Here is a 13514-nt window from a genome sequence, read left to right as displayed (position 1 = left end):
CCGGGAATCGGACACGAAAGAGTCTGATAGAGTCGGAAACGCAAGAACGAAGGGAAGCGCCCGGAGGGGCCCGGTGAAACGGGACCGAAGGAAGCGTCCGTTCCTTGAGAACTCAACAGCGTGCCAAAAGTCAACGCCAGATATGTTGATACCCCGGCCTGCTTCGGCAGGTTGGTGGTTCCTTTGAAAAGTCCTGCCGGCCCTTCACGGTCCGGTAGGCAACAACAGCGAGGACGCTGTGAACGACCGGTCATATTCCGACCTGGTCGTTCCGCTCTCGTGTTGTGATCCCGATTACGGGAAAACATTCACGGAGAGTTTGATCCTGGCTCAGGACGAACGCTGGCGGCGTGCTTAACACATGCAAGTCGAACGATGAAGCCCTTCGGGGTGGATTAGTGGCGAACGGGTGAGTAACACGTGGGCAATCTGCCCTTCACTCTGGGACAAGCCCTGGAAACGGGGTCTAATACCGGATAACACTCTGTCCCTCATGGGGCGGGGTTAAAAGCTCCGGCGGTGAAGGATGAGCCCGCGGCCTATCAGCTTGTTGGTGGGGTAATGGCCTACCAAGGCGACGACGGGTAGCCGGCCTGAGAGGGCGACCGGCCACACTGGGACTGAGACACGGCCCAGACTCCTACGGGAGGCAGCAGTGGGGAATATTGCACAATGGGCGAAAGCCTGATGCAGCGACGCCGCGTGAGGGATGACGGCCTTCGGGTTGTAAACCTCTTTCAGCAGGGAAGAAGCGAAAGTGACGGTACCTGCAGAAGAAGCGCCGGCTAACTACGTGCCAGCAGCCGCGGTAATACGTAGGGCGCAAGCGTTGTCCGGAATTATTGGGCGTAAAGAGCTCGTAGGCGGCTTGTCACGTCGGATGTGAAAGCTCGGGGCTTAACCCCGAGTCTGCATTCGATACGGGCTAGCTAGAGTGTGGTAGGGGAGATCGGAATTCCTGGTGTAGCGGTGAAATGCGCAGATATCAGGAGGAACACCGGTGGCGAAGGCGGATCTCTGGGCCATTACTGACGCTGAGGAGCGAAAGCGTGGGGAGCGAACAGGATTAGATACCCTGGTAGTCCACGCCGTAAACGTTGGGAACTAGGTGTTGGCGACATTCCACGTCGTCGGTGCCGCAGCTAACGCATTAAGTTCCCCGCCTGGGGAGTACGGCCGCAAGGCTAAAACTCAAAGGAATTGACGGGGGCCCGCACAAGCAGCGGAGCATGTGGCTTAATTCGACGCAACGCGAAGAACCTTACCAAGGCTTGACATATACCGGAAAGCATCAGAGATGGTGCCCCCCTTGTGGTCGGTATACAGGTGGTGCATGGCTGTCGTCAGCTCGTGTCGTGAGATGTTGGGTTAAGTCCCGCAACGAGCGCAACCCTTGTTCTGTGTTGCCAGCATGCCCTTCGGGGTGATGGGGACTCACAGGAGACTGCCGGGGTCAACTCGGAGGAAGGTGGGGACGACGTCAAGTCATCATGCCCCTTATGTCTTGGGCTGCACACGTGCTACAATGGCCGGTACAATGAGCTGCGATGCCGCGAGGCGGAGCGAATCTCAAAAAGCCGGTCTCAGTTCGGATTGGGGTCTGCAACTCGACCCCATGAAGTCGGAGTTGCTAGTAATCGCAGATCAGCATTGCTGCGGTGAATACGTTCCCGGGCCTTGTACACACCGCCCGTCACGTCACGAAAGTCGGTAACACCCGAAGCCGGTGGCCCAACCCCTTGTGGGAGGGAGCTGTCGAAGGTGGGACTGGCGATTGGGACGAAGTCGTAACAAGGTAGCCGTACCGGAAGGTGCGGCTGGATCACCTCCTTTCTAAGGAGCATCTAGATTCTCTTCGGGGAATCCAGAGGCCATTTCGTCGGCAAATGTTCGACGGTGGTTGCTCATGGGTGGAACGTTGACTATTCGGCACGACAGGTTGTTTTTGCGAGTACTGCTTCGGCGTGGAAAGTGAGAATGGATCGGTCGGGTCGGGCACGCTGTTGGGTATCTGAAGGTACGGGCTCGTTTGAGTCTGTCCCTTTGGTTGCCGGCCCCAGTGAACTCGCCTGTAAGGGTGGGGTGATGGGTGGCTGGTCGTTGTTTGAGAACTGCACAGTGGACGCGAGCATCTGTGGCCAAGTTTTTAAGGGCGCACGGTGGATGCCTTGGCACCAGGAACCGATGAAGGACGTGGGAGGCCACGATAGTCCCCGGGGAGCTGTCAACCAAGCTTTGATCCGGGGGTTTCCGAATGGGGAAACCCGGCAGTCGTCATGGGCTGTCACCCGCTGCTGAACACATAGGCAGTGTGGAGGGAACGCGGGGAAGTGAAACATCTCAGTACCCGCAGGAAGAGAAAACAACCGTGATTCCGGGAGTAGTGGCGAGCGAAACTGGATGAGGCCAAACCGTATGCGTGTGATACCCGGCAGGGGTTGCGCATGCGGGGTTGTGGGAGTTCTCTTGATCAATCTGCCGATTGGTCGGCAAGTCAGAAACCGTTGGTGTAGGCGAAGGACATGCGAAAGGTCCGGCGTAGAGGGTAAGACCCCCGTAGCTGAAACATCAACGGCTTGCTTGAGAACCACCCAAGTAGCACGGGGCCCGAGAAATCCCGTGTGAATCTGGCGGGACCACCCGCTAAGCCTAAATATTCCCTGGTGACCGATAGCGGATAGTACCGTGAGGGAATGGTGAAAAGTACCGCGGGAGCGGAGTGAAATAGTACCTGAAACCGTGTGCCTACAAGCCGTGGGAGCGTCGCTGTATGTGCTTGCACATGCAGTCGTGACTGCGTGCCTTTTGAAGAATGAGCCTGCGAGTTAGCGGTGTGTAGCGAGGTTAACCCGTGTGGGGAAGCCGTAGCGAAAGCGAGTCCGAATAGGGCGATTGAGTTGCACGCTCTAGACCCGAAGCGGAGTGATCTAGCCATGGGCAGGTTGAAGCGGAGGTAAGACTTCGTGGAGGACCGAACCCACCAGGGTTGAAAACCTGGGGGATGACCTGTGGTTAGGGGTGAAAGGCCAATCAAACTCCGTGATAGCTGGTTCTCCCCGAAATGCATTTAGGTGCAGCGTCGTGTGTTTCTTGCCGGAGGTAGAGCACTGGATAGGCGATGGGCCCTACCGGGTTACTGACCTTAGCCAAACTCCGAATGCCGGTAAGTGAGAGCACGGCAGTGAGACTGTGGGGGATAAGCTCCATGGTCGAGAGGGAAACAGCCCAGAGCATCGACTAAGGCCCCTAAGCGTACGCTAAGTGGGAAAGGATGTGGAGTCGCAGAGACAACCAGGAGGTTGGCTTAGAAGCAGCCACCCTTGAAAGAGTGCGTAATAGCTCACTGGTCAAGTGATTCCGCGCCGACAATGTAGCGGGGCTCAAGCGTACCGCCGAAGTCGTGTCATTCATACACATATCCTCAACGGGAGTATGGATGGGTAGGGGAGCGTCGTGTGCCGGGTGAAGCAGCCGCGGAAGCGAGTTGTGGACGGTTCACGAGTGAGAATGCAGGCATGAGTAGCGATACACACGTGAGAAACGTGTGCGCCGATTGACTAAGGGTTCCTGGGTCAAGCTGATCTGCCCAGGGTAAGTCGGGACCTAAGGCGAGGCCGACAGGCGTAGTCGATGGACAACCGGTTGATATTCCGGTACCCGCTTTGAAACGCCCAATACTGAATCAGGCGATGCTAAGTCCGTGAAGCCGGCCCGATCTCTTCGGAGTTGAGGGTAGTGGTGGAGCCGACGAACCAGACTTGTACTAGGTAAGCGATGGGGTGACGCAGGAAGGTAGTCCAACCCGGGCGATGGTTGTTCCCGGGGTAAGGGTGTAGGCCGTGTGGTAGGTAAATCCGTCACACATTAAGGCTGAGACCTGATGCCGAGCCGATTGTGGTGAAGTGGATGATCCTATGCTGTCGAGAAAAGCCTCTAGCGAGTTTCATGGCGGCCCGTACCCTAAACCGACTCAGGTAGTCAGGTAGAGAATACCGAGGCGTTCGGGTGAACTATGGTTAAGGAACTCGGCAAAATGCCCCCGTAACTTCGGGAGAAGGGGGGCCATCACTGGTGATCCGATTTACTCGGTGAGCTGGGGGTGGCCGCAGAGACCAGCGAGAAGCGACTGTTTACTAAAAACACAGGTCCGTGCGAAGCCGTAAGGCGATGTATACGGACTGACGCCTGCCCGGTGCTGGAACGTTAAGGGGACCGGTTAGTGCACTTTCGGGTGTGCGAAGCTGAGAACTTAAGCGCCAGTAAACGGCGGTGGTAACTATAACCATCCTAAGGTAGCGAAATTCCTTGTCGGGTAAGTTCCGACCTGCACGAATGGCGTAACGACTTCTCGACTGTCTCAACCATAGGCCCGGTGAAATTGCACTACGAGTAAAGATGCTCGTTTCGCGCAGCAGGACGGAAAGACCCCGGGACCTTTACTATAGTTTGATATTGGTGTTCGGTTCGGCTTGTGTAGGATAGGTGGGAGACTTTGAAGCGGCCACGCCAGTGGTTGTGGAGTCGTCGTTGAAATACCACTCTGGTCGTGCTGGATGTCTAACCTGGGTCCGTGATCCGGATCAGGGACAGTGTCTGATGGGTAGTTTAACTGGGGCGGTTGCCTCCTAAAGAGTAACGGAGGCGCCCAAAGGTTCCCTCAGCCTGGTTGGCAATCAGGTGTTGAGTGTAAGTGCACAAGGGAGCTTGACTGTGAGACCGACGGGTCGAGCAGGGACGAAAGTCGGGACTAGTGATCCGGCAGTGGCTTGTGGAAGCGCTGTCGCTCAACGGATAAAAGGTACCCCGGGGATAACAGGCTGATCTTCCCCAAGAGTCCATATCGACGGGATGGTTTGGCACCTCGATGTCGGCTCGTCGCATCCTGGGGCTGGAGTCGGTCCCAAGGGTTGGGCTGTTCGCCCATTAAAGCGGTACGCGAGCTGGGTTTAGAACGTCGTGAGACAGTTCGGTCCCTATCCGCTGTGCGCGTAGGAATATTGAGAAGGGCTGTCCCTAGTACGAGAGGACCGGGACGGACGAACCTCTGGTGTGCCAGTTGTCCTGCCAAGGGCATGGCTGGTTGGCTACGTTCGGAAAGGATAACCGCTGAAAGCATCTAAGCGGGAAGCCTGCTTCGAGATGAGTATTCCCACCACCTTGAGTGGTTAAGGCTCCCAGTAGACGACTGGGTTGATAGGCCAGATGTGGAAGCCCGGTAACGGGTGGAGCTGACTGGTACTAATAGGCCGAGGGCTTGTCCTCAGTTGCTCGCGTCCACTGTGTTAGTTCTGAAATAACGAACGGCCGTGTTGTGTTCCGGTGTTGGTTAATTTCATAGTGTTTCGGTGGTCATTGCGTTAGGGAAACGCCCGGTTACATTCCGAACCCGGAAGCTAAGCCTTTCAGCGCCGATGGTACTGCAGGGGGGACCCTGTGGGAGAGTAGGACGCCGCCGAACAATTATTCCGGGAAAGCCCCGTGCCCTTGTGGCACGGGGCTTTTCTGCGTTGTGCAGCCTTTGCCGGACGTGAGGAACCTCCATCCAACCGGACCGGAACACGCCCCGCAGCTCTACCCCACCACAAAACCCCACGTCACAGCGCTACAGGGCGACTTTGCCGGGGCCCTGAGCCAGAACCCGTTCTTGTGGACAGGGCCACTGGCCGGCAGATGTGAGTCCGGTCCTCAGTCAGGCCGCTCCTCGCCGAGGACGCCTCGGTAGAGGGCCGACTCGAGTGCGTCCAGCGCGGCGGACAGGCGACGCAGGACTTCTCGTCCCTCGTTCCTGGAGATCTTCGCGGCGGTCGCGAGCGTGAGGCACTCCTCGCGTCGCAGGGTGAGTTCCCGCGCTTCCGCCTCTGCCCCGAAGTTGGCTGCGAGGGCTTCGAGCCGACGGCTGTATTCGGTGGCTTCCGGATGGGTGAACGCGAACGTGTGCCAGGATCCGATCGCCTCGTCGATGCTGGCGACCGCACGCTCCAGCCCCCGTGCTCTCTGCTGCGAGGTGACTCTCATCCCCATCCAGGGGAGATCCGCCCGAGCCGGAAAGATGCGGAACGAGGACGCGACGAGTGCTTCTATCCGATATGCGGAAAGCAGCGCCGGTTCGATGAGTCGGCCAGCCTCCAGCCTGGTCCACAACAGGTCCGATTCCCGCATGGCGGCGCAGGCGTCCGCCATCTGGCGAAGAGGAGTTTCCAGGTCCGGCACCGCGCCGACCAGTTGGGCCTGGCTGCGAGCGTCGAACTTCCACGAGCCGACGCAGTGCCGGGCCACCTCGTCCAGGTAGTGCTCGGCGGTGTCGGAAGCCCGCCGCACGCTCCAGCGCGGCTCCGCCTGATGCGCCTCCACCCGCTTCTTCTCCTGCCGGTTGGCCAGGAGGTTCCGACCAACGATCTGGGCCATCGCCACAAGCGGACTGCGCTCTCCGTTGATGGCCTTCTGCCGAGCTTCGGAATCCTGGTGGGCGCCGTATTCGGGCGAGGGCGCGGGCAAGGTGTCCTCCGGAGCCAGCCGGGCTGTGTTCGCGGAGGGTGGTTGTCTCACGTGCCTGTTGGCCCAACTACCTCTTGCCACAGGTGTGTTGCTAAGTATCTCAGCCACTGTCATCCCCTCCGCCGCACGGTCGGAAGGATGATTGCCGGGTGGTCGGCAGCGGAAACCACATGGCCCAGTTCACGCAGGTGCGTCCGTGTTCCCCGGTACTCCTGCCCTCCGACGCCGACCTGCGGTGGGGGCGTCAGCGCCGGTCGAGGTGACCGGCCCGCATGGCCTCAGGGCTCATTCGAGTGTCGAACCCCGTGCCGGGGTCGATGGTACGGCCGTGCACTCACCAGTTCTCCGCGGCGGTTTCCAGAACCGTCATCAGAACGTCCTCGCGGCGCATCCCCGTGCCGGCCGTGACGCGGTCGGCGACGGCTTCGAACAGCGCCGCCTTCTGGGCCGGAGGCCGGTGGAGCGGCGGTCCCGCTGCATCAGACGGCCTCTCCGCGGAACGCGGCGACGTTGCGTGTGGCCCAGTCGGCGAAGGGACGCGGGGCGCGGCCGAGGACCCGCTGGACGTCCGGGCTGACGCGCAGCTCTGCCGGGCTCGGGGAGCCGAGGATGTCCAGGGTGTCGTCGGCGAGTTCGGCCGGCATGCTCCGGGACATGGCGGCTCTGGCCTCGTCGCGGGTGAGCTCGTGGAAACCAACCGGTGAGCCCAGCGCGGCGGCGATGGCCGTCACCTGCTGGCGCGGGGTGATCACCTGCGGGCCGGTCAACTCGTACACGCCGCCGACGTGCCGGTCGTCCAGCAGGCAGGCCGCCGCGACCGCGGCGATGTCCACCGGGTCGATGATCGGCACCCCGACGTCGCCGAAGGGCGCGGCCACGACCTGCTGCGCGCGGACGGACTCGGCCCACCACAGTGCGTTGGAGGCGAAGCCGCCCGGCCGAAGGATGGTCCACTCCAGTCCGGACTCCCGCAGTACGCCCTCCAGCGCGCGCATCGCTATCCGCGTCGATCCGGAGGGCCTGGTCACCACACCCAGTGTGGAGAGCAGGACGACCCGGCGGACCCCGGCCGCCGCGGCGTCGCCGATGATGTCGACGGGACGGGCACCGGTGGCGTGCAGGTCGCCGGACAGCAACAGGAACAGCGCCTCCGCCCCGGCCAGGGCGGGCTTGAGGCCGGCCGGCTCAGCCAGGTCGGCCACCATGTGGCGACTGCCGTTCGGGACCGCCGCAGCGTTCCGCGACACGGCCGTCACCTGTCGGCCCGCGTCGGTCAGTGCCTGCGTCAACGGCCGGCCGATGTTCCCGGTAGCTCCGGTCACTACGATCATGATCAGCTCCTTGTCGGATGTCCTCTGCGGTCGTCACGCTAGGAGCTGGGCTAACTTCTGGTAAGGACATACCTGGAGGTAAGCTCATGGCATGGCGGGAAGCGTGCAGCGCAGGCAGGTCGAACCGGGTGAGCGGTATGACGTGTTTCACACCGACTGCCCTGCTCGCGTCGTGGTCGACCATGTGACCAGCCGGTGGGGCGTCTGGGTGCTGATCTCCTTGCGGATCGGAAGCCTCCGGTTCTACGAGCTACGCGAGAGCATCCAGGGCATCAGCGAGAAGATGCTCGCGCAGACCCTGCGTGCGCTGGTCCAGGACGGCCTCGTCTGGCGGGAGGTCGAGCCGACGACGCCGCCCCAGGTCACCTACGGGCTCACCGAGTTCGGCAGGGACGTCGGTGAGCCGCTGACAGAGCTGTTCGACCGGATCACCCTGCGGATGTCGCCGGGCGGCGAGCAGTAGCGGATTCGACCGGGCTACCCACGACCGGGACGGTGGGCCACCGGGTGGAGCGGGTTGTCCTGGCCGAGTCCCGGCGTCATGATCGCGGAGTGACTGAGGAGACGAGTGTCGAGACGACCTGGCGGCTCTTGCTGGAGAGGCATCCCACGGCACGACGGGGAAATCCCGCGGTCATAGGGGCCGCCTACACCGAATCTCGGCTGCGGGCACTTTTCCCGATTCCGAGCCATGGGGCGCTGACCTTTCACCGGAACACGCAGTTCCCGTGGAGCAACGACCTGCCGTTCATCGTGGGCGACGCACAATCGTGCACCGTGTACGCGCCGTTGGGCATGTCGCCGCGCGTCCTGGGCGAGTCACTCACACCGCATGAGGCGGCCGCGTTGGTGGTGGCCCACCTGCCCCACGGCTGCGGGCCGGCCTTCGAGGGGCCGTGGCCCCCACCGGAGGCGCGGGGATGACAGACGATGGCATGGTGCGGGGGTGACCCCCCGGTCGGACGGTACGGCGTAGGAACCTCCGTCCAACCGGACCGGAACACGCCCGCGCACCGTTACCCCGCCGCAAAACCCCATGTCACAGGGGTAGAGGACGACTTTGCCGGGGCCTTGGCGCGTGAGGCCTGATCCGCCCTCATCAGAGGCATCGGGGTCCTCGGTGTATGAGGCCTCAACGCCGCGCGTGGCGGATCTTCAGGCGTCCGAATCCCATGGTGCCGGAGATTCGGATCTCCGGTCCGCCGGGGCGGGACGGCTGCCTGGCCCTGTAGCGCAGGTCCTTCCACCCCGTGTGCAGACCCCCGAGGTCGACGACCGCGTCGCGCGGCACCGTGATCCTGGCTCTGCCGGTGCCGAGCTGCAATTCGATGTCGACGGTCGGGTGCTCGAAGTCCGCTCGGGAGAGATCCAGGTGCACCTTGCCGAACGCCGAGTGGACCTTGAGGAACCGTGGTACCCGCCACACGCCGCGGCGCCGGATCCGACCGGCGGCGGCGATCGTCGACGTGGTGCCCGGGTGCTCACCAGGCAGTGAGGCCAGGGCCGACGTGAGCTCGTCCTGGACGTTGGCGGTCAGCACGCGGTGGAGGCGCTCGTCCAACTCCTCGTGGGAGATGAGTCCTACGGCGTAAGCGTCCTGCAGACGGTGCACGGCCGTGTCGCGGTCGCCGTCGCGGATCAGCGGTGACGGGTTGTCCGGCAGGGAGGCCACCGATTCACCCTACTGCGTGGCGGTGGTGCGAGTACGGCGAACTCCCCGGCCGGCTCAGAATTCGGTGGGCGTACAGCTAGCGGGCGTTCACCAGGCGGCAGTCGTAGGCCAGGATGACGGCCTGGACGCGGTCCCGGGATCCGGTCTTGGCGAGGATGCGGGTGACGTGGGTCTTCACCGTGGACTCGGCGAGGTGGAGGCGGGTGGCGATCTCGTTGTTCGTCCAGCCCTGGCCGATGACCGTGAGGATTTCCCTCTCCCGCTCCGTCAGTGAGGCGATGCGCGGGTCTCCTGTGCCTGGGAGGCCGCCGGGCACGGCCGGCAGGTGGTGCGCGTAGGCGTCGAGGAGGCGGCGGGTGAGGCTCGGGGCGACGACCGCGTCGCCGCTCGCGACGGCCCGGATGCCGGAGAGGAGTTCCTCCGGCAGGGCGTCCTTGACGAGGAAGCCGCTCGCGCCGGCCCGCAGGCCGTCGTAGGCGTACGCGTCCAGGTCGAACGTCGTCACGATGAGGACGCGGGTGGGGGACCCCGACGCGATGATGCGCCGCGTCGCCTCGATGCCGTCGAGGCCGGGCATCCGGATGTCCATCAGGGCGACGTCCGGGTGGTGGCGGGCCGCCAGGCCCACGGCTTCCGTGCCGTTGGCCGCTTCACCGACGACCGTCATGTCGTCCTGACTCTCCAGCAGCATGCGGAAGCCGAAGCGCTGCATGGCCTGGTCATCGGCGATGAGTACCGTCGTCACGGGGGTGCGTCCTCCAGGGGAAGGCGAAGGCGTGTCTGCCAGCCGCCGGCGGGGAGCCGGCCCGCTTCGAGTGTGCCGTTGTGGAGCGAGGCGCGCTCCCGCATTCCGCCGATGCCCCGGCCGGTGTGGGGGCCCGTCCTTGCGTCCGGGGGAGCTGCCTGGCGGCGTCCCGTGTCGGTGGTGCGGACGTCGAGCCCGGTGGGCGTGTAGGTGAGGACGACCTCGGCCGTGGCCTCGGGGCCCGCGTGCTTGAGGGTGTTGGTGAGGGATTCCTGGACCACGCGGTAGACGGCGAGCTGGCGGCCCGGTGAGGCGGTCTCGGGCGGTGGCTCGCCCCGGACGGTCAGACGGACGGGGAGTCCTGCCTCCCGTACGCCGTCCAACAGGGCGTCCAGGTCCGCGAGGGAGGGCTGGGGTGAGCGTTCGGCGCCGGGGTCCGGGTCCCGCAGGACTCCGAGCACGCGGCGGAGTTCTGCCAGAGCCTGCCGGCTGGTGGTGCCGATGGCCTCGAGTGCCTGGCCGGCGCGTTCGGGGTTCTTGGCCGCCGCGTACGCTCCGCCGTCGGCCAGGCCGGTGATGACGGACAGGTTGTGACCGATGATGTCGTGCATCTCCCGTGCGATGCGGGCGCGTTCGGCGGCTCCGGCGAGTCGGGCCTGCTGGTCCCGTTCGCGTTCGAGCCGGTGAGCGCGTTCGACGAGGGCCTCGGTGTACTCCCGCCGGGTGCGCACCGCGATGGCGAGCAGCGCGACGAAGGCGAAGCCCCAGAGGTAGGAGACGAGTTGGCGGTCCGCGGTGCCGGGTATCCGGATGGCGCCCACCGCCACGGGGAGGCACATCAGCAGCCCTGACCGGGCCAGGGTCTTGAGCGGCAGCCGGAGCCCGATCGTGTAGGCGGGGATCAGCTGGAGGAAGGCGGCCTGGACGACGGCGCCCGTCCAGATGTTGACCAGGGAGACGGGTGCCATGAGGACGAGGACCGTGAGCGGGTGGCTCCGGCGCCACAGCAGGGGTACGGAGAAGCACAGGCTCATCAGCAGGACCAGGGGTTCCGGGGCCTCGACGTCGCGGGCGACGGTGCGCCACCCGCCGGTGGTGTAGTCGAGCACCGCGAAGATGACCCAGAAGCCCGTGACCGTGAGGTCCCAGGGCAGCGGACGGCGGCGGTCGAGGGCGCGCAACCGCTGGATGAGGACCTGGACGTAGAGGGTCAGGCGGGCGGTGTCCGTGGCCGGGTGCCCGGGCTGCCGGTTCGCGTCGGCCGCTGCCGGGGCGGCTGTCCGGTGGTCCGTCACGAGCTGTGCCTCACCGTCCGGTCACGCGTCACGTCGGCGCAGGAGCACTGCCGCCGTCCCCAGGGAGGCCGCGGCCCACAGGCACAGGGCGAGCAGGGCGGGGCCGGTGGCCGCGGTGCCCGGGATGGGGGTCGCCGTGCCGAGCGCTCCCGCCGCCTGGGTGGGGAAGTACTTCAGGGCGCTGTCCACGGCATCGTACGGAAGCATGCCCAGCACCTCGGGGAGAATCAGGACACAGCCGAGGTGGGCCCCGATGCTGCCGGGCACGGAGCGGAGGGCGGCGCCGAGTCCGAGGGCGACGAGGCTGAGCAGGGTGATGCCGGCCGCGTTGCCGGTGATGGCGCCGAGGACGCCCGGGTCGGTCAGTCCGGCGGCCTGGTCGGTGTCCCGCAGGAGCAGTTGCGCGGCCACGAAGGTGATCAGTGCGGTGGTGAGCATCCAGGTGAAGGCCACGACGGCGAACACGGCTGCTTTGGCCCACAGGACGGGAAGTCTGCGCGGTACGACGGTGAGTGAGGCCCGGATCATTCCGGTGGAGTACTCGCCGGCCGTGACGAGGATGCCGAGGACCGTGACGCACAGCTGGCCGAGCAGGGTGCCGTAGAGGACGAGGACGACGGTGTCGATGTCGGAGTCCCCGCCGTCCGAGGTGTAGGTGGCGCCCATGAGGAGGCCCACTCCGAGGACGACGGCCGATGCGGACAGGAGCGTGATCCAGGTGGAGCGCAGGGACCAGAGCTTGTGCCACTCGGAGCGCAGGACGCGGCGCGGTGTGACGCGGTACGGGGCGTGTGCGGTGGCGGTGGTCATGCGGGGGCTCCGGTGGGTGTGGTGGTCCGGTACTCGACGGACTCCTGGGTGAGGTCCATGAAGGCCTGTTCCAGGGAGACGGCCCCCGGGGTGAGTTCGTGGAGCGGGACGGCGTGTTCGGCGGCGGTGCGACCGATGTGTGCGGCGTCGGTGCCGTGGACGGTCAGTTCGCCGGCGGCGGCGGTGGTGATCCGTACGCCGGGGCCGGTCAGCAGGGTGCGCAGGGTGTCGGCCTGTGGGGTGACGACCTTGACGGAGGCGCCGCCGGCGGCGCGGGTCAGCTCGGTGACGGTGGTGTCGGCGAGGAGCCGGCCGCGGCCGATGATCACGAGGCGGTCGGCGGTGAGCGCCATCTCGCTCATGAGGTGGGAGGAGACGAGGACGGTCCGGCCCTCCGCGGCGAGGGAGGTGAGCAGGTTGCGGATCCAGAGGACGCCTTCGGGGTCCAGCCCGTTGGCGGGTTCGTCCAGGACGAGGGCGGCCGGGTCGCCGAGGAGTGCGGCGGCGATGCCGAGCCGTTGCCCCATGCCGAGGGAGAAGCCCTTGATCCGTCTGTGGGCGGCTCCGGTGAGACCGGCCAGGTCCAGGACGTGTTCGACGCGGCTGCGGGGGATGCCGTGGGTGTGGGCGAGCGCCATGAGGTGGTGGAAGGCGGTGCGTCCGGGATGGACGGAGCGGGCTTCGAGGAGGGCCCCGACCTCGGTGAGCGGTGCGGGGTGGGTGGTGTAGTCGCGGCCCCCGATGGTGGACCGGCCGCTGCTGGGGGCGTCCAGGCCGAGCAGCATGCGCATGGTGGTCGATTTCCCGGCGCCGTTGGGGCCGAGGAAGCCGGTGACGGCGCCCGGCCGGACGGTGAAGTCGAGTCCGTGGACGACGGTGGAGTCCCCGTAGCGTTTGGTGAGTTCGTGTGCCCTGATCATGGCGTCGACGCTACGGAGACGGCGCCCGGCCGTCGTCCGACCGGGGGCTGGAGACCTGGGATGCTGTAGTACCGGGGTATGACGGGAGCGGGGAGGGCTATGCGGGGCGCCTCTCCCGGTGACCACACGGCCGCCTTCGCCCGCTACGAGGAGCGGATGCGCCCCTTCGTCGCTCTGAACCAGTCGTTGGCCACCGGGAGTCCCGGTGGGCCTGCCGCGGAGGCCTCCGCGGCGCATGCCAAGAAC

The 13514-nt window shown here is 64.9% G+C and carries 9 protein-coding genes, 3 rRNA genes and 1 pseudogene; 5 read left to right on the top strand and 8 right to left on the bottom strand.

Going from position 1 to position 13514, the window contains the following annotated elements; translation table 11 throughout:
- The first annotated feature begins 307 nt into the window (after window positions 1-307).
- From B9S57_RS15305 to rrf, 3 genes are all read left to right on the top strand, one after another.
- A 16S ribosomal RNA gene (locus tag B9S57_RS15305) occupies window positions 308-1833 on the top strand.
- Window positions 1834-2136: 303 nt separating this feature from the next.
- Window positions 2137-5262, top strand: a 23S ribosomal RNA gene (locus B9S57_RS15300).
- A gap of 79 nt (window positions 5263-5341) precedes the next feature.
- Window positions 5342-5458: ribosomal RNA gene (gene rrf, locus B9S57_RS15295) — 5S ribosomal RNA — on the top strand.
- The 16S, 23S and 5S rRNA genes sit together here, the layout of an rRNA operon.
- Window positions 5459-5685: 227 nt before the next feature.
- Here the strand turns inward: rrf and B9S57_RS15290 are convergent.
- The 3 genes and pseudogenes from B9S57_RS15290 to B9S57_RS15285 all read right to left on the bottom strand — a co-directional run bounded on the left by B9S57_RS15290 (window position 5686) and on the right by B9S57_RS15285 (window position 7826).
- A complete protein-coding gene (locus B9S57_RS15290; RefSeq protein ID WP_146057759.1) occupies window positions 5686-6495 on the bottom strand; it encodes a hypothetical protein in 810 nt (269 codons plus the stop codon).
- A 334-nt stretch (window positions 6496-6829) separates the two neighbouring features.
- Window positions 6830-6943: pseudogene (locus tag B9S57_RS36395) on the bottom strand (tautomerase family protein); the annotation flags it as partial.
- A gap of 31 nt (window positions 6944-6974) precedes the next feature.
- Window positions 6975-7826: an SDR family oxidoreductase gene (locus B9S57_RS15285; protein ID WP_103516116.1), complete on the bottom strand. Its 852-nt coding sequence runs from the start codon at window positions 7824-7826 to the stop codon at window positions 6975-6977.
- 91 nt (window positions 7827-7917) lie between these two features.
- Here B9S57_RS15285 and B9S57_RS15280 point away from each other — a divergent pair, with 91 nt between their 5' ends.
- A complete protein-coding gene (locus B9S57_RS15280) occupies window positions 7918-8289 on the top strand; it encodes a helix-turn-helix domain-containing protein (RefSeq protein ID WP_103516115.1) in 372 nt (123 codons plus the stop codon).
- 32 nt (window positions 8290-8321) lie between these two features.
- Window positions 8322-8750: a DUF6193 family natural product biosynthesis protein gene (locus B9S57_RS34890; protein WP_308457401.1), complete on the top strand. Its 429-nt coding sequence runs from the start codon at window positions 8322-8324 to the stop codon at window positions 8748-8750.
- Window positions 8751-8958: 208 nt separating this feature from the next.
- Here B9S57_RS34890 and B9S57_RS15270 read toward each other — a convergent pair whose 3' ends face one another.
- From B9S57_RS15270 to B9S57_RS15250, 5 genes are all read right to left on the bottom strand, one after another.
- The gene (locus B9S57_RS15270; RefSeq protein WP_103516113.1) at window positions 8959-9498 is read right to left on the bottom strand and encodes a DUF1707 domain-containing protein; all 540 of its coding nucleotides are present in this window, start codon (window positions 9496-9498) and stop codon (window positions 8959-8961) included.
- Window positions 9499-9574: 76 nt separating this feature from the next.
- Window positions 9575-10243, bottom strand: coding sequence for a response regulator transcription factor (locus tag B9S57_RS15265; protein WP_103516112.1), 669 nt, complete (start codon window positions 10241-10243; stop codon window positions 9575-9577).
- A complete protein-coding gene (locus tag B9S57_RS15260; RefSeq protein ID WP_103516111.1) occupies window positions 10240-11538 on the bottom strand; it encodes a sensor histidine kinase in 1299 nt (432 codons plus the stop codon). The genes B9S57_RS15265 and B9S57_RS15260 overlap by 4 nt, the downstream gene beginning before the upstream one ends.
- A gap of 21 nt (window positions 11539-11559) precedes the next feature.
- A complete protein-coding gene (locus B9S57_RS15255; RefSeq protein WP_103516110.1) occupies window positions 11560-12348 on the bottom strand; it encodes an ABC transporter permease subunit in 789 nt (262 codons plus the stop codon).
- Entirely contained in the window at window positions 12345-13268 is a 924-nt protein-coding gene (locus tag B9S57_RS15250; RefSeq protein WP_103516109.1) for an ATP-binding cassette domain-containing protein, read from the bottom strand. The genes B9S57_RS15255 and B9S57_RS15250 overlap by 4 nt, the downstream gene beginning before the upstream one ends.
- Window positions 13269-13514 lie beyond the last annotated feature (246 nt).

The sequence above is a fragment of the Streptomyces sp. SM10 genome (genome assembly GCF_002910915.1).
In the GTDB taxonomy this organism is placed as follows: domain Bacteria; phylum Actinomycetota; class Actinomycetes; order Streptomycetales; family Streptomycetaceae; genus Streptomyces.
Note: the sequence above shows the minus strand (reverse complement) of the source record. Positions and strands in the feature narration are given on the sequence as shown.

Bases quoted from the DNA above. Each gene is read 5' to 3' on its own strand.
- B9S57_RS15255 (WP_103516110.1), bottom strand. From the start codon at position 12,348: ATGACCACCGCCACCGCACACGCCCCGTACCGCGTCACACCGCGCCGC.
- B9S57_RS15250 (WP_103516109.1), bottom strand. From the start codon at position 13,268: ATGATCAGGGCACACGAACTCACCAAACGCTACGGGGACTCCACCGTC.
- B9S57_RS15285 (WP_103516116.1), bottom strand. From the start codon at position 7,826: ATGATCGTAGTGACCGGAGCTACCGGGAACATCGGCCGGCCGTTGACG.
- B9S57_RS15280 (WP_103516115.1), top strand. From the start codon at position 7,918: ATGGCGGGAAGCGTGCAGCGCAGGCAGGTCGAACCGGGTGAGCGGTAT.